This window comes from Streptomyces sp. NBC_01264, from assembly GCF_026340675.1.
Classification (GTDB): domain Bacteria; phylum Actinomycetota; class Actinomycetes; order Streptomycetales; family Streptomycetaceae; genus Streptomyces.
Map to the genome: position 1 here is coordinate 2,220,812 of NZ_JAPEOX010000002.1, position 20,420 is coordinate 2,241,231.

Genomic DNA, 20,420 nt, shown 5'->3' on the forward strand with positions numbered 1-20,420 from the left:
CCCGTGGGAAGTGGGCAGGGCGGGGCGGGGGCGGGGGCAGGGGCAGGCGGGCACAGGCCGAGGCGGGACAGGGCCAGGCGGTGGCCTCAGCGCCTCAGGACGGGACGCGCCAGGTGCTCAGGCGGCGTTCGATCGCGACGAGGACCTGGTTGAAGGCGAGGCCGATCGCGGAGATCGTGACGATGCCCGCGTACATCTGCGGGATCGCGAAGTTGAACTGCGAGGCGTTGATCAGGTAGCCGAGGCCCGCCTTCGCGCCGATCATCTCGGCCGCGACCAGGACCAGGATGGAGACGGCCCCCGCCAGCCGGATGCCCGTGAAGATGACCGGCACCGAGGCCGGCAGGATCACCTTCTGGAACAGCTTCGGCGTGGACAGGTCCATCGAGCGGGCCAGTTTCACCAGTGTCGGATCGGCGTTGCCCACGGCGCTGATGGTGTTCAGCAGGATCGGCCAGACGCAGGCGTACACCACGATCGAGACCTTCGAGGTCTCCCCGATGCCCAGCAGCAGCACGAACACCGGCAGCAGCGCGAGCGCCGCCGTGTTGCGGAACACCTCCAGCAGCGGCCCGAGCAGCGCCGCCACCGGCCGGTACCAGCCGATCAGTAGCCCGAGCGGGACCGCGACGGCCACCGCGATGCCGAATCCGCCGAAGGACCGGGCCAGGCTCGCCTTGCTGTGTTCGGCGAGCTGGCCGTTGCCCAGCAGCTCCCACCAGGCCTTGGCGACCTCGCTCACCGGCGGCAGGAAGGTCGCGTCGACCAGCCCCAGCCGCGGCGCCGCCTCCCACAGTCCCAGCAGTGCCAGGATCGCCGCCGAGCGCAGGGCCACCGCCCGCAGCACCCGCAGGGCGCGCAGCGCCACCGACGCGGCCGGTGCCCGTCCGGGGGCCGGCGCGGGGGTGCGTACCGCCGGGGGCGCGAGGGTCCGTACCGCCGCGGCCTCGGCCTCGGTCTCCGCCTCCGCTTCCGCCACTTCCACTGCCGCTTCCACCGTGGTGCTCATACGGCGACCTCCTCCTTCTCCAGTTGCTGGGCGCGGGCCACCTCGTCGTGGAGCAGGGTCCAGATCTCGTGGCGGTAGCGGGCGAACTCCGGGCTGGAGCGCAGGTCTTCACCGGTGGCCCCGGTGGCCCGGTCGCCGAACGACACCGGGACGACCTGCTTGACCTTGCCGGGGCGGGAGGTGATGACGGCCACCCGCTGCCCGAGGTACACGGCCTCTTCGATGCCGTGGGTGATGAACACGACCGTCTTGCCGGTGCTCTGCCAGATCCGCCGCAGTTCGTCCTGGAGGGACTCGCGGGTCTGCGCGTCGAGCGCGGCGAACGGCTCGTCCATCAGCAGCACGTCCGGGTCGTACGCGAGCGAGCGCGCGATGGCGACCCGCTGGCGCATGCCGCCGGACAGTTCGTGCGGGTGCCGGTCCTCGAACCCGGTGAGACCGACGAGGTCAAGGAACTCCCGTGCCTTCGCAGCCCGTTGTCGGCGCGGGACACCGGTGGCCTCCAGGCCGAACTCGATGTTGCCCAGCGCGGTGCGCCAGGGCAGCAGCGCGTACTGCTGGAAGACGATGCCCCGGTCCAGCCCCGGCCCGGTGACCGGCTTGCCATCGAGCAGGATCCGGCCGGAGGTGGGCGGGGTCAGGCCGCCGAGGAGGTCGAGGAGGGTGGACTTGCCGCAGCCGCTGGGGCCCACGACCACCACGAACTCCCCCGACCCGATCTCCAGGTCGATGCCGTCGAGGGCGGTGAACTCGGTCTTCTTGTCCTTCGTCGGGAAGGTCTTCGTCACGGAGTCGAACACGATCTTCGCCATGGCAGCCGGTCAGCCCTTCCCGTGTCCGTTGAACTCGTTGGTGTAGAGGTCGGCCGCCTTGAGCTGGCCCTTCTTGATCTCGCCGCGGTCGCCGAGCCAGTCGAGCCAGAGCTGGAACTCCTTGTCCTCGATCCGGCCGCCCGTCTCGGCGACTCCGTAGGAGCGCCAGAACTGCAGGGTCGCCGTGTCCTCGTTGCGGCCGCGCTTCTTGACGATCTCCGTCATCCGCGCGACGACCTGCTCGCGCGGGGTGGTGCGGGACCACTCGATGGCCTTGGCCACGCCGGTCACGAAGGTCCGTACGGTGTCCGGGTTCTGCTTGATGAAGCGGTCGGTCATGATGTAGGTCCCGGCGCTGAACGGGCCGAGCAGTTCCACATCGGTGAACAGCGGGCGGATGCCGCCGGCCGCGAGGGCCTTGTCGCGCAGGACTCCGGTGAGGACACCGACCTCGATCTGCTTCTGCCGCAGCGACTGTTCGGTGTTGACGGGCGGAACCACGAGGGGCTCGACCTTGGCCGCGTCCTCCTTGGAGAGGCCGCCCCGGCTCAGGTAGATGTCGAGCAGGGCCTGGTAGTGGGCCCCGAGGGTGTTCATGCCGACCTTCTTGCCGATCAGGTCGCGGGCCGAGCGGATCGGGCTGTCCTCCAGTACGTAGTAACCGCCGTAGGAGTACTGGTCGGAGCCGTAGGAGGAGATGACGGCCTTGATCGGGGCCTTGGTGGAGGCGAGCTTGATGACGGCTCCGTTGAAGGCGCTGCCGAAGTGCGTCTGGCCGGTGGCGGCGGACTGGATGTCCTGCGGGCCGCTGATGGTGTTGCCGACCCAGTCCAGGGTCACGTTCCCGAGGTAGCCGAGGTCCGCGGCGAGCTCGGGGAGGGTGACCGCGCCGACCGCCCCCTGGTACTTCAGGGAGGTGATCTGCTTGCCGCCGGAGCCGCCGGTGGCGGTCGCCGTCCCGCAGCTCACCGCGGCCGCCGAGATGCCGAGCAGGGTGAGGAACTGGCGTCGGGAGGTACGGGTGGTGGTGAAGCCTGCGGACATGGCGATTCCTTGTCGATCCGGGTCGGGCGGGTGGGGCAGATGGCTCGGACGGTGCGGTCGGTGCGGTCGGTGCGGTCGGGTGACCGGGCGGCCGGGCGGAGGAGGCCGGCGGATCCCGTTGTCGTACGGGGATCAGCGCGCGGTGGTGAGCGCCGCGGCCTGGGCGGCGCGCAGGGCCTCGGCGAACTCGTCGACGGCCTGGTACAGGTCCAGCTCCGCCTCGGGCCGCAGCCGGTCGGGGCCGTCCCCGCGCTCGACGGAGGAGTCCAGGACGAAGCGGCCGGCGGTGACGTGCCGGGCGCCGAGCGCGGCGAGGACCGGGCGCAGGGCGTAGTCGATGGTCAGGACGTGGGCCAGGCTGCCGCCGGTGGCCAGCGGGAAGACCGTCTTCCCGGCCAGCCCGTCCTGCGGGAGCAGATCGAGGAAGGCCTTGAGAAGTCCGGTGTACGAGGCCTTGTAGACGGGCGTCGCGATGACGATCCCGTCGGCTTCGGCGACGGCTTCCAGGGCCCGGCGGATCTCCGGCTCGCCGCGGCGCGCGGCGAGCAGGTCGGCGGCGGGGAGTTCCCGGACGGCGAGCTGCGCGGTCTCGAACCCGGCGTGGTTCAGGCGGCGCAGGATGTGGTCGGCGACCACATCGGTACGGGAGTGGAGGGACGGACTGCCGGTGAGGGCGAGCAGCTTGGGCACGGAGCGCTCCTTGGCTGACGGGGAGGGTGGTGGGGTGGGACGGGTGGTTCGGGGCCGGGCGGTACCTGCCGGCTCGGGCTCGGGCTCGGGCTCGGGCTCGGGCTCGGGCTCAGGCTCGGGCTCGGGCTCGGGCTCGGGCTCAGGCTTCGGAGGTGGAGGCTCCGGAGGCGATGCCGAAGGCCGGGTCCGGCACGGCCTCGGGGCTGATCAGCCGGGACGGGACCCCGTCGGGCCCGACGGGGACGTCTCCGTCGACCGTCACGCGGCGCAGGGTGCGCTCGTGGGCGTCGGAGTCGTCGACGCCGTAGTGCTGGGTGGCGCGGTTGTCCCAGATCGCGACGTCACCGGCCTGCCACTGCCAGCGGACGGTGTTCTCGGGGAGCTCGATGTGGGCCTGGAAGAGGTCCTGGAGGAGGCGCGAGTCGCGGCCGGTGAGTCCGTTGATCCGCTGGACGAAGTTGCCGAGCAGCAGGGTGCGTTCTCCGGTCTCGGGGTGGACCCGGACGACCGGGTGCTCGGTGAGGAACTTGGTCGAGGTGAACACCTCGCGGTACTGGGCGAGCGCCTCGGGCAGGGCGTCGGGCTTCAGGGCGGCGTAGTCGTACTCGTTGGAGTGCACGGCGCGCAGGCTGTCGGCGAGGACGCGCAGCGGCTCGGGCAGGCCGGCGTAGGCGGTGGCCGTGTTGGCCCACAGGGTGTCGCCCCCGTACGGCGGGATGGTGACGGCGCGCAGGATCGAGAAGGCGGGGTAGGCGGGGACGAAGGTGACGTCCGTGTGCCACTGGTTGGCGCGGGCTCCGTGGTGGGAGTCGATGCCGAGCGCGTAACGCCCGTCGGCGGAGGGCACGGTGGGGTGTGCGACGGGCGCGCCGAGCAGCTCGGCGAAGGCCTCGTGGCCGTCTTCGTCGAGGTGGTCCTGGCCCCGGAAGAAGACGACCTTGTGGGCGAGCAGCGCGGCCCGGATCCCGGCGACGGCCTCGGCCTCGAGCTCGCCGCCGAGCCGGACTCCACCGATCTCGGCGCCTATGCGGCCGCCGATCCTGGTGACGGTGAGGTCGGTGCGGGTGGCAGTGGACATGAGGAGGCTCCTTGTTTATTTCCGCAGAGGAAGAAATGAGGGAAGCGAAGACGACGGGCATCCGACCGGGGAAGGCGGACGGGTGGTGCTGTGCGGCGGGCGAAGAGGTTTCGGCGGGCAGGGGCCGGCGGAGTTCGCGGGCCGACGGGTCGACGAGCAGACGAGTGGACGGGCAGCCGTCGGCCGGCGACGGGGCGAGCGGGCGGTACTCGGATCCGATCGGCCCGGACCCGGAGCGACGCGGTGCGAGCCCGGACGGCCACCCCGGACGACGGGGCGCACGAACGCCCGGCCACTCGGCAAGTCGGCGGCACAAGGGACCCTGGGGGCTCAGGGGCTCAGGGGCTCAGAGACTCCGGGACTCAGAGACTCCGGGACTCCGGGGGCTCAGAGACTCCGGGACTCCGGGACTCCGGGACTCCGGGGCGGCAGACGCTCAGGAACAGCGCGGGGCCGTACAGCGACGGCCCTGACACTCGCCCGGCGCGGTACAGAGGCCGGGGGTGTGGAGCCGCGGGGCGAGGAACTCGGTCGCGGTCATGTCCCGGAGACTGCCAGCGCCCCCACCCCCGGTCAACCCCATCGAGCATCCCCCACCATCGCCCCGGACCCCCTACACGCACACCCCATGACCTGCACTTTCACCATTTCCCGCCACCCCCGGAACGGCCGAAACCCATGGCCTGATTTCACGCCCCCGCAACGCACCCGCCACGCACCGCGCCATCCCGGCCCCACCACATCCCGGCCCCGCCACACCCCGTCCCACCTCAAGCCGGCCCCCCTCAGCCCCGCCGGCCAGAATCAGCCCCGCCGGCGTTTGAGGCGCGGGGTCCGGGGCCCGGGGCGGAGCCCCGCAACGGCGCCGCACCCCGTCCGCACCCCGCCCCGCACGCCCCGACACGTCCCCGCCGAGCGCGGCGACACGGCATGATCGGGGCCGTACCCCATCCCCCGAGGAGCCCGCCCGTGCCCCCCACCCCCGGTGACAGCCGGGCCGCCGCCAATGCCGCCTCCGTGCTCCGTGCCGTCCTGACCCACGGCCCCCTCGCCCGGAGCGACATCCCGAAGCTCTGCGGTCTCAGCCCGGCCGCCGTGTCCCGGCAGGCCACGGCCCTCCTCCGGGCCGGCCTCCTGCGCGAGTGCCCCGAGCCGGAGCCGCTTTCCGCGACCGCCGGCCCCGGCCGCCCCCGCATCCCCCTCGACCTGCACACCGGCCCCCTCGGCGGCCCCCTCGCCGCCGGCCTGCACATCGGCGTGCCCGCCTCCACCTTCGGCCTCGTGGACCTGCGCGGCCGCGTCCTGGCCCGCCGCTCCTTCCCGCACGCGGGCCGCTCCCCCGCCGGGCTCCCCGCCTCCATCGCCGCCGAACTGGGCCGGTTCCTCCGGGACGCCAACCCCACCGGCCGCCCCCTGCTCGGCGTCGGCGCGGCCCTCGGCGGCTGGGTCCGCCCCGCCGACGGGACCGTCGTCCGCCACGACGCCCTCGGCTGGCGCGACCTCCCCCTCGCCGCCGAGCTCTCCGACCGCCTCGGCCTGCCCGTCTCCGTGGACAACCACGCCCGGGCCGTCGCCCACGCCGAGATCCTCTTCGGCCGCCCGGAGGCCCACTCCAGCCTCCTCCACCTCTTCATCGGCAACGTCGTGGACGCCGCCTTCGGCATCGAGGGCACCGTGCACCAGGGCCCGGGAGCCGCCGCCGGGGACGTCGCGCACCTCCCGGTGCCCGGTTCGCCGACCCCCTGCGCGTGCGGCCGTACGGGCTGCCTCCAGGCGAGCGCCTCCGACGGGGTCATCGGCGCCGAGGCCGTGCGCCGGGGCATCGTCCCGGAGCCCTCCATCAACCTGCTGGTCGACGCGGCCGCCGCCGGCGACCCCCGCGCCGACCGGCTGCTGCGCGAACGCGCCCGTACGGTCGGCCGGGCCGCGGCCCTGCTCCTCGACGTGTTCAACCCGGCCGTCATGGTGGTCGCGGAGCTGGCCAGCATCCTCCACGACGGCTACCTCGACGAGATCCGCGCCGCGGCCGGTGACCAGGACCGCTACGGGCGGCGGATCGTCGCCCCGCACGCGGGTCCCGCCGTACTCCCGGTAGCCTCCGCGACCGTCCTCCTCGCCCCGCTCTTTCGTGACCCCTCCCGACTCACATGAGAGGGGGAGATCACATCCGGCGGTTATAGGTCGTTCACAAGGACCCCCCTACCATTCGAGCCATGACGGTCCTGCCTGATGACGGGCTCTCCTTGGCCGCCGAATTCCCTGACGCGACGCATGAGCAGTGGCAGCGCCTGGTAGAGGGCGTGCTGCGCAAGTCGGGCAAGGAAGTTTCCGGCGAGGCAGCGGAAGACGCGTTGTCCACGAAGCTTGAAGACGGGCTCACCACCCGGCCGCTGTACACCGCGCCCGAAACGGCACCCGACACCGGTTTCCCCGGTTTCGCGCCCTTCGTACGCGGCGGTCGCGCCGAGGGCAGCGCCGCCTCGGGCTGGGACGTGCGCCAGCGGATCGCGGGCACCGACCCCGTACGGGTGAACGACGCGGCCCTGGCCGACCTGGAGAACGGCACCACCTCGCTGTGGCTGGCCGTCGGCGACGCCGGCCTCCCCGTCGAGGGCCTGGGCCGTGCGCTGGAGGGGGTCTACCTCGACCTCGCGCCCGTCTCCCTGGACCCCGGCGCCCAGTACGCCGAGGCCGCCCGGGCCCTGCTCGCGCTGTACGCCGAGCGCCAGGTGGCCCCCGAGGCCGCCCACGCCTCGCTCGGCGCCGACCCGCTGGGCCACGAGGCCCGGACGGGTGAGGCCCTGGACCTGGCGGAGGCCGCCGCGCTCGCCACGGAGACGGCCGCCTGGCCCCACGTGCGGGCCCTGACCGTCGACGCCCTGCCGTACCACGAGGCGGGCGGCAGCGCCGCCGAGGAGCTGGGGCTGTCCCTGGCCACCGGGGTCGCCTACCTGCGCGCCCTCACCGACACGGGTCTGAGCACCGAAGCGGCCCTCGGCGAGCTGGAGTTCCGCTACGCCGCCACCGCCGACCAGTTCCTCACCATCGCCAAGCTGCGCGCCGCCCGCCGGCTGTGGGCCCGGATCGCCGAGGCCTGCGGGGCTCCGGCGGCCGGCGCCCAGCGCCAGCACGCGGTGACCTCGCCGGTGATGATGACCCGCCGCGACCCGTGGGTGAACATGCTGCGCACCACCGTCGCCTGCATGGCGGCGGGCGTGGGCGGAGCGGACGCGGTCACCGTGCTGCCGTTCGACCAGGACCTCGGCCTGCCCGACGCGTTCGCGCGCCGGATCTCCCGCAACACCTCCACGATCCTGCTGGAGGAGTCCCACCTGGCCCGGGTGATCGACCCGGCGGGCGGCTCGTACTACGTCGAGCAGCTCACCGACGAACTCGCCCACGCCGCCTGGGAGTTCTTCCAGACCATCGAGAAGGCCGGCGGCCAGGCCGCCGCCCTGCGCTCGGGCCTGGTCGCCGAACGCCTCGCCGCCACCTGGGCCGCGCGCTCGAAGAAGCTGTCGACCCGCCGCGAACCCGTCACCGGGGTCAGCGAGTTCCCGCACCTCTCCGAGAAGCCGGTCGTACGGGAACCCGCGCCGGCCCCGCTCACCGGCGGACTGCCGCGCGTGCGGCGCGACGAGGCGTACGAGGCCCTGCGCGCGCGCAGCGACGTACACCTGGAGGCGACGGGGGCCCGGCCCACCGTCTTCCTGGCGGCCCTGGGCCCGGCGGCCGCGCACACCGCCCGCGCCACCTTCGCCTCCAACCTGTTCCAGGCGGGCGGCATCACCCCGGTCCACGACCCGGTGTCGGTGACCCCGGAGACCGCGGCCGCGGCCTACGCCGCGAGCGGCGCCGACGGCATGGCCGTGCTGTGCTCCAGCGACGCGCTGTACGAGGAGCAGGCCGAGGCGGTGGCCGCGGCCCTGCGCTCGGCGGGCGCGACGACCGTGTTCCTCGCGGGCAGGCCCGGCACCGCCGCGGCGGCCGTGGACGAGTACGTCTTCGCCGGCTGCGACGCCGTCGCCGTGCTGTCCTCCGTACTCGACCGGATGGGAGTCGCGCAGTGAGCACCCCCCGCATCCCCGATTTCTCCGAACTCCCGCTGGACGGCGGCGCCCCGGCAGCCGGGTCCGAGGACCAGTGGCGCACCGCGCTGAAGGAGTCCACCGGCTCGGGCGCCGCCGAGCTGCTGTGGGAGACGCCCGAGGGGATCGGCGTACAGCCCCTGTACACGGGCCGCGACCTGGAGGGCCTGGACTTCCTGCGGACCTATCCGGGTGTGGCCCCGTACCTGCGCGGCCCGTACCCGACGATGTACGTCAACCAGCCCTGGACGATCCGGCAGTACGCGGGCTTCTCCACGGCCGAGGAGTCCAACGCCTTCTACCGGCGCAACCTCGCCTCCGGCCAGAAGGGCCTGTCGATCGCCTTCGACCTGCCCACGCACCGCGGCTACGACAGCGACCACCCGCGGGTGACGGGCGACGTCGGCATGGCGGGCGTGGCGATCGACTCGATCTACGACATGCGCCAGCTCTTCGACGGCATCCCGCTGGACAAGATGACGGTGTCGATGACGATGAACGGCGCCGTGCTGCCGGTCCTCGCCCTCTACATCGTGGCGGCGGAGGAGCAGGGCGTCTCCCCCGACAAGCTCGCCGGGACCATCCAGAACGACATCCTCAAAGAGTTCATGGTCCGCAACACCTACATCTATCCGCCGAAGCCGTCGATGCGGATCATCTCCGACATCTTCGCCTTCACCTCGCAGAAGATGCCCCGCTACAACTCCATCTCCATCTCCGGCTACCACATCCAGGAGGCCGGGGCCACGGCCGACCTGGAGCTGGCGTACACCCTCGCGGACGGTGTGGAGTACCTGCGGGCGGGCCAGGCCGTCGGCCTGGACGTGGACGCCTTCGCACCGCGCCTGTCGTTCTTCTGGGCGATCGGCATGAACTTCTTCATGGAGGTGGCCAAGCTCCGCGCGGCCCGCCTCCTGTGGGCGCGCCTGGTCAAGCAGTTCGACCCGAAGAACGCCAAGTCCCTTTCCCTGCGCACCCATTCGCAGACCTCGGGCTGGTCCCTCACCGCGCAGGACGTCTTCAACAACGTCACCCGCACCTGCATCGAGGCGATGGCGGCCACCCAGGGCCACACCCAGTCGCTGCACACCAACGCGCTGGACGAGGCCCTCGCGCTGCCCACCGACTTCTCGGCGCGCATCGCCCGCAACACCCAGCTCCTCCTCCAGCAGGAGTCGGGCACCTGCCGGTCCATCGACCCGTGGGGCGGCAGCGCGTACGTCGAGAAGCTGACGTACGACCTGGCGCGCCGGGCCTGGCAGCACATCCAGGAGGTCGAGGCGGCCGGCGGCATGGCGCAGGCCATCGACGCGGGCATCCCCAAGCTCCGCGTGGAAGAGGCGGCGGCCCGCACGCAGGCCCGTATCGACTCGGGACGTCAGCCCGTGATCGGCGTCAACAAGTACCGGGTCGAGACCGACGAGCAGATCGACGTCCTCAAGGTCGACAACTCCTCCGTGCGCACCCAGCAGATCGAGAAGCTGCGGCGGCTGCGGGCGGAGCGCGACGAGGCGGTCACCCAGGACACCCTGCGGGCGCTGACGAACGCGGCCGAGCGCGGGGACGGCAACCTCCTCGCCCTGGCGGTGGACGCGGCCCGCGCGAAGGCCACGGTGGGCGAGATCTCGGACGCCCTGGAGAAGGTGTACGGGCGGCACGCGAGCCAGATCCGTACGATCTCGGGTGTGTACCGAACCGAGGCAGGCGAGTCCCCGTCCCTGGAGCGCACCCGTGCGCTCGTCGACCGGTTCGGGGAGGCGGAGGGCCGCCGGCCGCGCATCCTGGTCTGCAAGATGGGCCAGGACGGGCACGACCGCGGCCAGAAGGTGATCGCGACCGCCTTCGCCGACCTGGGCTTCGACGTGGACGTCGGCCCGCTGTTCCAGACCCCGGAGGAGGTCGCCCGCCAGGCCGTCGAGGCGGACGTCCACGTGGTCGGCGTGTCCTCGCTGGCCGCCGGACACCTGACCCTCGTACCGGCACTGCGCGAGGCCCTCGCCTCGGAGGGACGTGAGGACATCATGATCGTGGTCGGTGGGGTCATCCCGCCGGCGGACGTCCCCACGCTCCTCGAGATGGGCGCGACGGCGGTGTTCCCGCCCGGCACGGTCATCCCGGACGCGGCGCACGACCTGGTGACGCGGCTCGCCGCGGACCTGGGCCACGAGCTGTAGTCGCGCCGCCGTGCCGCCGCGGATCGACATCACCGCCTACACCAAGGGCGTGCTCGACGGGAAGCGCGCGTTCATCGCGCGCGCGATCACCCTCGTGGAGTCCACCCTGCCCGCGCACCGGGCCCTCGCCCAGAGCCTGTTGACGGAGCTCCTCCCCCACGCGGGGCGGGCGCGCCGGATCGGCATCAGCGGGGTACCGGGCGTCGGGAAATCCACCTTCATCGACGCCTTCGGCACGATGCTGACGGGCCTCGGCCACCGGGTGGCGGTCCTGGCCGTCGACCCGTCTTCCACCCGTACGGGCGGCTCCATCCTGGGCGACAAGACCCGCATGGAGCGCCTCTCCGTGGATCCCGCCGCCTTCGTCCGCCCGTCCCCCTCGGCGGGGACGCTGGGCGGGGTCGCGAAGGCCACCCGGGAATCGATCATCGTGATGGAGGCGGCCGGCTACGACGTGGTCCTCGTCGAAACGGTGGGCGTCGGCCAGTCGGAGACCACGGTCGCCGGCATGGTCGACTCCTTCCTCCTGCTCTCCCTCGCCCGCACGGGCGACGGCCTCCAGGGCATCAAGAAGGGCGTCCTGGAACTGGCCGACGTCCTGGCCGTCAACAAGGCGGACGGCCCGCACGAGCGCGACGCGAAGTCCGCGGCACGCGAACTGTCCAGCGCCCTGCGCCTGATGCACCCGGCCGACGCCGCGTGGACCCCGCCGGTCCTGACGTGCAGCGCCCGGGAATCCACGGGCCTGGAGGAGGTCTGGAACCGCCTGGAACAACACCGCCGGCTCCTGGAGGCAGGCGGCCGCCTGGCGTCGAAGCGCGCGGCCCAGCAGGTGGAGTGGACCTGGTCGATGGTCCGCGACGAACTCCTGGAACGCCTCCGCTCGAACCCGGCGGTACGGAACCTGGCCCCGACCCTGGAATCAGCGGTCCGAGCGGGCACCCTGACCCCGACCCTGGCGGCGGACCGCCTGCTGTCGGCTTTCACGGACTCCTGACCCTCCCCGGCGCCGCTATCCAGCCCCGCCGGGGTTTGCGGCGCGGGGTCTGGGGCGGAGCCAGGGTCAGGCGGGGACCAGCACGGATCCACCGCTGGCCAGTACCCGCCGCAGCACCTGAAGCCGATCCTCCGCGTCCCCCTCGGAGAGCAACGCCGCGAGCACCGCGATCCGCGCCTGCGGAGCCCGCAGCGTCCCCGTCGGCACGGCCCCGGCCGCGACCAGGTCCACCGCACCCCCATGGGTGTAGATCTCCGTCACCGGCCCGGCCGCGACCCGCGTGGTCAACGCCACCAGCACACCGTCCGCGACGGCCGCCTTCACCGCGTCGACGACCTCGGGCGTCGCGTTCCCCGCGCCGGTCCCGACCAGCACGATCCCCCGTGCCCCCGCCGCCACCGCGGCGTTCAGCAGCACCGCGTCGCCACTCACGTGGTGCAGTACGACATCCACCCGCGGCGGCCCCGCCGCAGCCTGCGGCATCGCCGGCAACGGCAACGGCTCCGGCCGCACCGGCGTCCGCAGCATGGTGACCTTGCCGAATCCGACCTTCCCCAGCAGTTCCTTCGACGGGTCGGCGAACGCGTCCAGCGCCACCGCCTGCGCCTTCACGGTGCCCCGGGCCGCGTGCACCCGCCCCGCGAACGTGATCAGGACGCCGAGCCCGCGCGTCTTGGACGCGGTCAGCAGGGCGTCGTAGAGGTTCCCCGGGCCGTCCCCGTCCGCCGCCCCCATGGGCCGCTGCGAGCCGGTGAACACCACGGATCGCGCGTCACGATGGTGCAGGTCCAGCAGGAACGCCGACTCCTCCAGCGTGTCCGTACCGTGCGTGACCACGATCCCGTCCACACCCGGGTCGGCGAGCACCTCGTGCACGGTCCGCAGCAGGGTCAGCTGGTGCGCGGTGGTCAGCCGAGGGCTGTTGACGCTGAACAGATCGACGACCTCGACGCTCACGCCCTCCGGCAGCGGAGCGGTGGCCATGACCTCCGCCCCGTCGGCATCGGCCGCGAAACCGGAACCCTGCCAGCGGCTGGCTATCGTCCCGCCCGTACTGATGACGACGATGCGTCCCATGACCACGACCCTTCCTGAACACAGCCCGAAACGGCCCGCACAGATTTTCTATAAACGGCAATGGTAGGCCGATCTACGCGCAATGCGATTGCGATTTCCCCTGCCCCTGTAACAAACCATGAGTGATAATTGCGCGATGGACGCGATCGACAGAGAAATCTTGCGCGAGCTCCAGGCGGACGGCCGGCTCAGCAACCAGGAGCTGGCCCAGCGCGTGGGCCTCACCCCTTCCCCCTGCATGCGCAGGGTCCGCCAGCTCGAAGAGGAAGGGATCATCCAGGGCTACCGCGCGGTGATCTCCCCCGAGGCCGTGGGCCGCGGCTTCGAGGTCCTGGTCTCCGTGGAGGTCCGCCGCGACCGCGAGGCGGTGGAAGCCTTCGAAGCCGCCCTCCAGGACATCCCCGACGTCATCGAGGCCTACCGCCTCTTCGGCAGCCCCGGCTGCCTCCTGCGCATCGCGGTGGCCGACCTCCGCGCGTACGAACGCCTCTGGATCGAGCAGCTCACGGCCCTCTCGGGCGTCACGGAGGTCAACTCCCAGATCATCATGAAGCGCATCAAGGAACCGACGGGCCTGCCGGTGTAGCCGCCAGTGCGACGGCCGGGACGGGGCCCTGGGGCCCCGTCCCGGCCGTCGCGTGCGCTCAGCCCTCTTCGGGCTCGTCCTGCTTGTAGTCGCCCTCGTGGTTCGCGATCACCTTCAGGATGTGGAGCGAGGTTTCGCGCAGCTCGGCCCAGTTGTCCTGCATGCCGAACACCGGGGGCAGCGTCACGCCCTCCCCCAGCCTTTCCAGCAGGTCGAGGTGGGTCTTGGCGTCGCTCAGGAGGTTCTTGAACACGCGGCGCACGTCTGAAATGTCCCGCGGGGGCTCCGGCACCCCGGCCCCGCCTCCCGAACCGCCGGACCCCTGCTCATCGTGGCCGTCGTCGTCCCCGTCGCCCTCGCCTTCGTCCTCCCCTTCGTCGCCGTCCTCGTCATCGTCGTCGTCTTCCTGGGTTCCGAGGACCAGCGCGGCCCGCTCCTGGTCGGAAGCGACGACGACGTCCCATTCCAGCAGCAGGACGGGCTCGCCGTCCTCCCGCAGCACACGGTCCTCCGCCTCCAGGTCGACCGCCAGGTGCTGGTACTCGGCGTCGGATGCGGCGTGCGGATCACCAGGCAGGCCCTGCGCCTGCTTCGTCCCCGAGTTCCGTGGCAGCCGGCCGTCCTCGAAGCGCTGGGCAGCCAAGGCCAGCGTCCAGAGGCCCAGCGCGTTGTCCGCCTGGGCCAGCCCCTCGATGACCTTGTACACGTCGGCACGGAAGGGAACCTTTCCGGGCACCCTGTACAGACCGACCGACGAACCCACGTTCCGGGTGAGGATCTTGTCGGCGATCAGAGCGGTGCCGCCGGCCAGCGCGAGCGTCAGCCGGGCGTTCTGGTTCCCGCCGAGCGCAGGCTCCACCAGCGTCGTGAAGTCGTCGGTCACTATGGGGGCCCAGCCGTCGGCGAGGACCTCCTTGAAGAGGACACCACCGTTGGACCACGCGTTGCGGGCTTGCTGCGCGGCGGCCTTCTTGGTGGACCGCCACGGATGGTCGACGATCGGGCCGAGCAGGCTCGCGTACCCCTTGTCCGTCATCCGGCGCTCGCCCTTGATCTCCTTGGCACGGTTCCGCAGTTCGTCGGAGATGGCCGGCCGCGTCAGGGTGTGCAGCAGCCGCACGGCACGCCACAGGCCCGTACCCGGGATCTGCGGGTCCTTGTACACCTCGGAGACCTCCGAGGCCTTCCTCCGTCCGACGGCCAGTTCGTAGACCGGTTCGAGACCGTCCTGTTTCCGGCTCAGGAGGACGCGCTTGAGGGCCCGGCTGACGACCTCGACGTTCTGCGCGGAGCTGTCCCACGGCTTGAACTCCACGTGTACGGAGGCCAGGATCGAGCGCAGCGCGTCGTCGAACACCTCCTCGGCGTTGAGCGAGTCCTCCCGGTCGTGGGACCGCACGCCGACCGTGACGTGCGCGGGCACGACGTAGGACTGCGCGATCCGGATCGCCGCCAGGGGCGGTGCCTCGTCCACGGCCACGGAGGCGATCGCCTTGGTGAACAGCGTCCGCTGGGTCTTGCGCCAGTTCTCCCGGGCCAGCGCCATCCGCTGGGTCAACGGCTTGACCGGGTCGTTCGCGGACGGCCGCTGCTCGGCCACGAGCACGTCGGCCGCCAGCTTCCCCACGTCCTCGGGGTCGTGGTCCGACCCCGCGAACACGTTCCACGCGCTGGCCAGCCGGGTGATCCCGTCCCGGGCGATCAGGCCGTAGACCGGGTCGGAGCCGTCCTCGAACTCGTAGACCACCGGGTGCACGATCAGCGCGCGGGTGACCCGGCGGGCGAGGATCGACTCGGCGTAGGAGTTCTTGTAGAGGGTGGCCGAGATGGTCTGCTGTACGTGCTTCCTCAGGTGCGCGGGGCTGTCGTACAGGTACCGGAGGATCGCCTGCGGCTTCCCGTCCTCGGCGACCCCACCGACCCGGGGGTCCTCGACCCCGAGCAGTTCCTGGCCGGTGCGCGGCTGGATGGCGGGGAAGATCTCCGACAGCCAGAGCCTGGAGTGCACGGACCGCAGGGTGGCCCCGTCCACGTGCTCCTCGAGGAGCAGGCCGGCGCGGGCGTCCTGCGACTCGCGCAGTTGCAGGGCCACCGTCTCCGGCGTGACGGCCCCGCGGGCCACGGCGTGCCAGGCGTCCTCGGGCAGCGAGACCAGGGAGCTGTTCACGCCCGCCTTGACCAGCTTGCTCCTGTCGTCCATGGCGGAGGGCTCGGGGAGCTCGCGGTCGACGGTGGACACTTCGACCTGCTCTTTGCCCCAGTCGACGATGATCGGCGAGGCCGGAGGGTTGGGTGGGGACGCGGGCATGGAGCCACTCCTCTTGTCAGGTCGGTATGGGAGACTGGAAACGCGGTTCTGGTCCCGCCTCGTGCGGGCTCCCAGGTCCTGCCCGGCTGGGCCCCGGATCCGTCCGGGGCCCAGCCCCTTTCGCTGTCGCGCCGCTCAGCGGGCGCGGGGCCCGTCGGCGTCCGGGAACGTCTCGGCGAACCAGTGCCACATGAACCTGCGGGACTCCCGCTTGGCGACGGCCTGGTAGGCCGCGTACGCCAGGAAGTCAGCGGCCTGCAGCAGGGCGCGGGTGCGGGCGGGCTCGAACACCGGGTCGCCGGTGAGGTACCGGCCCTTGGGGGAGAGCGTCCGGTGAGCCTCCCGGAGCGCGGCCTCCCTCCCGTCGCCGTCCACGATCAGCCGGCCGTACGTGGCGTCCTCGGCCAGCTCGGCGTTCAGGTCGTGGGCGAGGGCCGCGAACAGCGCGGGGCGGTCCCGCGCGTAGTCGTTCGTCTCGCGGTAGACGACGCGGACCCGGACGCCGGGAAACAGGGCGATGACACGGAGCCCCCGGAGGATGACCTCCTGCATGTGCCGCCGGTGGAAGACGGGGCTGCTGCTCCGAGACCAGCGGAACTGACCGCGGGGTCCGGCGAGTTCGACGGCGTGCAGGGGGACCGAGGCCGGGATCAGGAGGTGGGGGTCCGCTGCGAGTTCCTCGCGGAACTCCCACCAGAGCCGCTCGGCGGCGGGGCGGTGGGGATGGTCGATCCCTAACGCGGCGAAGTGGATGCTCGTGGAGCCGTCACCGCCGTCGTCGACCTCGTAGTCGCGGTGGGGCGCGGCGCCGTTCTCAGGAGACACGGGGAATCAACTCCGCAGGCACACGAAGGCTGGTCCGGACGCCATTGCCGGGGCCTGTCCGCACCGCCTCCGGGGAGGGGTACGGGCGCGGGGTGCGTACTACCGCGCGGCGGGCCGGTCGACTCCGCCGGCGCCGGTTGCCGCACGGCCCGGGATCAGACCTCATGGGAGGTACCACCCGGACTAGCCGCCGCCCTCGAACCGTCAACCACCGGGTTCTCAGGGCCTCCAGGAACATTCCCGGAGCCACACGTCACAGCAGTGCCTCGCACCACGCTGGAATCAACGATACCGGCGAGAATCCCACCGCGGGAAAATAAATCCTTTATTCCTACCCGGAGTTGATGATCGGCACACCCCGCACGCCGGATCGCCACTCCTGCCGCGCGGCGCGCGTTGACCCTGCACCGAGTATTCGGTTAGGCTTACCTAAGTCGGATGGCTGTCGACGGCGCGCGTCCCGTACCCCGCCGTGGCGGTCCGACCGTTCCTGTGACGGATGGACTACCCATGCTGCATACGAGGCTGACGAACGCGAACATCCTCACCATGGACCCGGACCGTCCCTTCGCCCGGGAGCTGGGGATCTGGCGGGGGCGGATCGTGGGGCTCGACGAGGACGTCGCCTCGCTCCCCGCCCGGGAGGTCGTGGATCTGCAGGGGGCCACCGTGCTGCCCGGGTTCATCGACAGCCATGTGCACCTGGCCTGGACCGGGCTGAAGCAGAGCACCCCGAGCGTCGCCCCGTGCCGGCGGGTCGAGGACGTGCTGGCGGTGGTGGCCGAGGCCGTGGCGCGGTCAGCGGGCCCGGACGGATCCTGGGTCGATGTCATGGGGTACGACCAGCGGGCCCTCGGGCGGCATCTGACCGCCGCCGAGCTGGACACGGTCAGCCGCGGGCGCAGGGTGTTCCTGATGCACGACTCGGGGCACGGGTGCGTGGTGAACAGTGCGGTGTTGGGGCTGCTGCCCGCCGGCGTCCCGCACCAGGACGGCTTTCTGGCCGAGGGGGCCATGACCGCCGCGCGGCGCCTCCGGCTGCCGTACGGGCAGGGCGAGATCGCCGATGCCGTCGAGCGTGCGGCCCGGACCTGCCTCGCCGAGGGCGTGACGGCCGTCGCGGAGGCGGGCATCGGGGGCGGGCTGCTCGGGCACAGCCCGGTGGAGCTCGGCGCCTACCAGTTGCTGCGGGAGCAGGGGAGGCTGCCCCTGCGGGTGCAGCTCATGCCCGCCGGCGACGTACTGCGGCCGCGCGAGGCGCACCTCGAGGACGGCATCCCCCGGGCCCTGGACCTGGGCATGCGCACCGGGTTCGGCGACGACTGGCTGTCGCTGGGCGCGCTCAAGATCTACACCGACGGCGGGATGATGGCCCGTACGGCCGCGCTCACGGCCCCATACGCGGGTACGGACCACACCGGGCAGCTCCAGGACGACCCCGAGCGCCTCACCCGGTTGATCGTCGACGGCCACCTCGGCGGCTGGCAGCTCGCCGTCCACGCCATCGGGGACCGCGCGGCCGACCTCGCGCTCGGCGCGCTGGAGGAGGCGCAGCGGCTGCGGCCCCGGCCGGACGCGCGGCACCGGATCGAGCACGCCGGGCTGATCCGCCCCGACCAGCTCCCGCGCTTCGCGCGCCTGGGCGTCAGCGCGGTCGTCCAGCCGGCCTTCCTGCACTCCTTCGGGGACGACTACGCGGACGTGATGGGCGAGGAGCGGGCTCCCTGGATGTACCGGGGGCGCGGGTTCCTGGACCACGGGGTGACCCTCGTGGGGAGTTCCGACCGGCCCGTCACCGACGGGGCCCCGCTCCGGGCGGTCCAGTTCATGGTCGAGCGCGCCTCCGCCTCCGGGCGGCCGGTCGGGCCGGACGAGGCGGTCACCGTCGAGGAGGCGCTGCGCGCCTACACGGTCGCCGGTGCGTACGCCTGCCGGTGGGACGACAGCGCCGGCAGCCTCACCCCGGGCAAGCGCGCCGATCTGGTGGTCCTGGGTGACGATCCGCGGTCCGTCGATCCCTCCCGGATCGCCGGCATCGAGGTCGTGGCGACATTGGTCGACGGAAACGAAGCGACGGACAAAGGAAAGCTGTGAGCAGTCAGGTGAACGTCCTGGAACGGTTCTCCCCGCTGTGGGAGGTGCCCGAGATGCCGCCGCGCTGGGTGATCTGGCACGCGGGTGCGGGTGACTCCTTCGTCTTCGACCGGGAGTTCAACATGCCCGTCGACGTGGACGACACGCTCCTCGGGGAGGTCCTGTGCCGGATGCGCGAGGTCGGGGCCCCCGAGGGTGACGACTATCCCGGCCGCCCGTGCGGATGACGGCCGCCGCGGCGGACCGGGCGGCGGGCACCGACGCACCGGCGCCGCCCTGGCTCACCTCTCCCGGACCGGGGCTGTGGGCCGCGCGCGTGAGCCTGTACGCGGATCGGGCGCGGGAGTCGGAGGGGATGCTCGACGACGCCGAGCGGGCCCGGCTCCAGGGGCTCCGGCGCGCGGGCGACCGCGACCAGTACCGGGTCGCCCACGTCGTGCTGCGGCAGTTGCTGGGCGAGCGGCTCGGCGTGGATCCGGCGCGGGTGCGCTTCTTCCGCGAGCGGTGCCCCGGCTGCGGCGGGCCGCACGGCCGCCCGGCGGTGGTCGGCGTACCGCTGCACTTCTCGCTGTCCCACGCGGGGGACGCCGTACTGATGGCCTTCGCGGACGGCCCGGTCGGCGTCGACGTCGAGCGGCGTCCGGCCCCGGCGGTGGCGGCCCAGGTCGCCTCCGAACTGGCGGAGGTCCTCCATCCGGCCGAGCGCGCCGAGCTGTCGGCGCTGCCGGCCGGCGAGCGCCCCGCCGCGGTGGCCCGCTGCTGGTCGCGGAAGGAGGCCTACCTCAAGGGAGTCGGGATCGGCCTCGGCGGGAACCCGGCCCTGACGTACGTGGGGACCGGCGCGGCCCCCTCGGCTCCGCCGGGATGGGCCGTCGCCGATGTGCCCGCTTTCCCCGGATACGTTGCGGCTCGCGCCGTCCGTACGGGGCAACTTGGCCCCGATGCTTAGGTAAGACTACCTTTACTTCGATCGTTCCGCCGGGAGGCCCCGCCCCCGCACCCGCACACGGCGGAACCGAGGAAGGAACACCTTGACCACGGCCACGCTGCACCCTGCCGCCGCGCACGCCACTTCGACGCTCCGCGGCCCCGCCGTCGCACACGCCCCCGTCCCCGCCCCCGGGTGGCACGAGTTCCCCGAGTTCTCGGTGCGCCCGGCCCGCCGGGACGACGGTCCGGCGCTCGCCGCCCTGTCCCGGCCGTTCGCCCAGGCCGGGGCGCTCCGCGAACGCCCGCTCTCGCTCTACCTCTCCCGCGCGTGCGACTTCCTCGTCGCGCAGGCGCCCGACGGAACCCTCGAAGGCTGCCTCGGCCTGCGCGAACACCCCGCCGCCGGCGTGCTGTACAACTTCTGCGTCGCGTCCCACCGGCAGGGCACGGGCATGGGCGCCCGCCTGCTGCACGCGGCGCTCGCCAGGGCCCGTACCCGCGGCCTGGCCACGCTGTTCACCGCGACGACCGGCAGCGGCCGCCTCTTCCTCGGCCACGGGTTCGGCCCGGCCTCCCCGAGCCGGGCACCGGCCGACTGGGCACGGTCCCTGGACCCGGCCCGGGGGGCACGGGTCCTGGCCCGCAGCCTGTAGACCGCCGGACGGCGAAGGGGCGGGCCCCTGAGGGACCCGCCCCGACCACGTCGTA

The 20,420-nt window shown here is 72.6% G+C and carries 17 protein-coding genes; 9 read left to right on the forward strand and 8 right to left on the reverse strand.

What is annotated here, in order from left to right:
• Nucleotides 1-94: 94 nt before the first annotated feature.
• From OG435_RS43015 to OG435_RS43035, 5 genes are all read right to left on the reverse strand, one after another.
• Complete coding sequence (locus OG435_RS43015) at nucleotides 95-1,009, reverse strand: ABC transporter permease (RefSeq protein ID WP_266885980.1); 915 nt, start codon at nucleotides 1,007-1,009, stop codon at nucleotides 95-97.
• The gene (locus tag OG435_RS43020; RefSeq protein ID WP_266885982.1) at nucleotides 1,006-1,821 is read right to left on the reverse strand and encodes an ABC transporter ATP-binding protein; all 816 of its coding nucleotides are present in this window, start codon (nucleotides 1,819-1,821) and stop codon (nucleotides 1,006-1,008) included. Before OG435_RS43020 ends, OG435_RS43015 begins: the two co-directional genes overlap by 4 nt.
• 9 nt (nucleotides 1,822-1,830) lie before the next feature.
• Nucleotides 1,831-2,865, reverse strand: a complete 1,035-nt coding sequence (locus OG435_RS43025; RefSeq protein WP_266885984.1) for an ABC transporter substrate-binding protein — start codon at nucleotides 2,863-2,865, stop codon at nucleotides 1,831-1,833.
• Nucleotides 2,866-2,997: 132 nt separating this feature from the next.
• Entirely contained in the window at nucleotides 2,998-3,555 is a 558-nt protein-coding gene (gene ssuE, locus OG435_RS43030; protein WP_266885986.1) for an NADPH-dependent FMN reductase, read from the reverse strand.
• 139 nt (nucleotides 3,556-3,694) lie between these two features.
• Nucleotides 3,695-4,633, reverse strand: coding sequence for a TauD/TfdA dioxygenase family protein (locus tag OG435_RS43035; protein WP_266885988.1), 939 nt, complete (start codon nucleotides 4,631-4,633; stop codon nucleotides 3,695-3,697).
• Between the two features lie 930 nt (nucleotides 4,634-5,563).
• On the opposite strand from OG435_RS43035, the gene OG435_RS43040 reads away from it, so the two are divergent.
• The 4 genes from OG435_RS43040 to meaB all read left to right on the forward strand — a co-directional run bounded on the left by OG435_RS43040 (nucleotide 5,564) and on the right by meaB (nucleotide 11,892).
• Nucleotides 5,564-6,784 (forward strand): ROK family protein, encoded by a 1,221-nt coding sequence (locus OG435_RS43040; protein ID WP_430625832.1) that lies wholly within the window; start codon nucleotides 5,564-5,566, stop codon nucleotides 6,782-6,784.
• 62 nt (nucleotides 6,785-6,846) lie between these two features.
• Nucleotides 6,847-8,703, forward strand: a complete 1,857-nt coding sequence (locus tag OG435_RS43045; RefSeq protein WP_266885992.1) for a methylmalonyl-CoA mutase family protein — start codon at nucleotides 6,847-6,849, stop codon at nucleotides 8,701-8,703.
• The gene (gene scpA, locus OG435_RS43050; RefSeq protein ID WP_266885994.1) at nucleotides 8,700-10,895 is read left to right on the forward strand and encodes a methylmalonyl-CoA mutase; all 2,196 of its coding nucleotides are present in this window, start codon (nucleotides 8,700-8,702) and stop codon (nucleotides 10,893-10,895) included. Before OG435_RS43045 ends, scpA begins: the two co-directional genes overlap by 4 nt.
• Nucleotides 10,896-10,905: 10 nt before the next feature.
• Nucleotides 10,906-11,892 carry a methylmalonyl Co-A mutase-associated GTPase MeaB gene (gene meaB / locus OG435_RS43055; RefSeq protein WP_266885996.1) on the forward strand — a complete coding sequence of 329 codons (987 nt, stop codon included), beginning with the start codon at nucleotides 10,906-10,908 and terminating at the stop codon, nucleotides 11,890-11,892.
• A gap of 66 nt (nucleotides 11,893-11,958) precedes the next feature.
• On the opposite strand, the gene OG435_RS43060 is transcribed toward meaB, so the two are convergent.
• Nucleotides 11,959-12,969: an asparaginase gene (locus OG435_RS43060; protein ID WP_266885999.1), complete on the reverse strand. Its 1,011-nt coding sequence runs from the start codon at nucleotides 12,967-12,969 to the stop codon at nucleotides 11,959-11,961.
• Nucleotides 12,970-13,105: 136 nt separating this feature from the next.
• Between OG435_RS43060 and OG435_RS43065 the strand changes: the two genes are divergently transcribed.
• The gene (locus OG435_RS43065; RefSeq protein WP_266886001.1) at nucleotides 13,106-13,555 is read left to right on the forward strand and encodes an Lrp/AsnC family transcriptional regulator; all 450 of its coding nucleotides are present in this window, start codon (nucleotides 13,106-13,108) and stop codon (nucleotides 13,553-13,555) included.
• A 58-nt stretch (nucleotides 13,556-13,613) separates the two neighbouring features.
• On the opposite strand, the gene OG435_RS43070 is transcribed toward OG435_RS43065, so the two are convergent.
• Nucleotides 13,614-15,863 (reverse strand): hypothetical protein, encoded by a 2,250-nt coding sequence (locus OG435_RS43070; RefSeq protein WP_266886003.1) that lies wholly within the window; start codon nucleotides 15,861-15,863, stop codon nucleotides 13,614-13,616.
• A 135-nt stretch (nucleotides 15,864-15,998) separates the two neighbouring features.
• Nucleotides 15,999-16,688 carry a DUF3800 domain-containing protein gene (locus tag OG435_RS43075; protein ID WP_266886005.1) on the reverse strand — a complete coding sequence of 230 codons (690 nt, stop codon included), beginning with the start codon at nucleotides 16,686-16,688 and terminating at the stop codon, nucleotides 15,999-16,001.
• Between the two features lie 510 nt (nucleotides 16,689-17,198).
• Between OG435_RS43075 and OG435_RS43080 the strand changes: the two genes are divergently transcribed.
• The 4 genes from OG435_RS43080 (at nucleotide 17,199) to OG435_RS43095 (ending at nucleotide 20,365) form a co-directional block, all read left to right on the forward strand.
• A complete protein-coding gene (locus OG435_RS43080) occupies nucleotides 17,199-18,782 on the forward strand; it encodes an amidohydrolase (RefSeq protein WP_266886008.1) in 1,584 nt (527 codons plus the stop codon).
• Entirely contained in the window at nucleotides 18,779-19,009 is a 231-nt protein-coding gene (locus tag OG435_RS43085) for a hypothetical protein (RefSeq protein WP_266886010.1), read from the forward strand. Before OG435_RS43080 ends, OG435_RS43085 begins: the two co-directional genes overlap by 4 nt.
• A complete protein-coding gene (locus OG435_RS43090; RefSeq protein WP_430625855.1) occupies nucleotides 19,006-19,731 on the forward strand; it encodes a 4'-phosphopantetheinyl transferase family protein in 726 nt (241 codons plus the stop codon). The genes OG435_RS43085 and OG435_RS43090 overlap by 4 nt, the downstream gene beginning before the upstream one ends.
• A gap of 82 nt (nucleotides 19,732-19,813) precedes the next feature.
• Nucleotides 19,814-20,365, forward strand: a complete 552-nt coding sequence (locus OG435_RS43095; RefSeq protein WP_430625833.1) for a GNAT family N-acetyltransferase — start codon at nucleotides 19,814-19,816, stop codon at nucleotides 20,363-20,365.
• Nucleotides 20,366-20,420 lie beyond the last annotated feature (55 nt).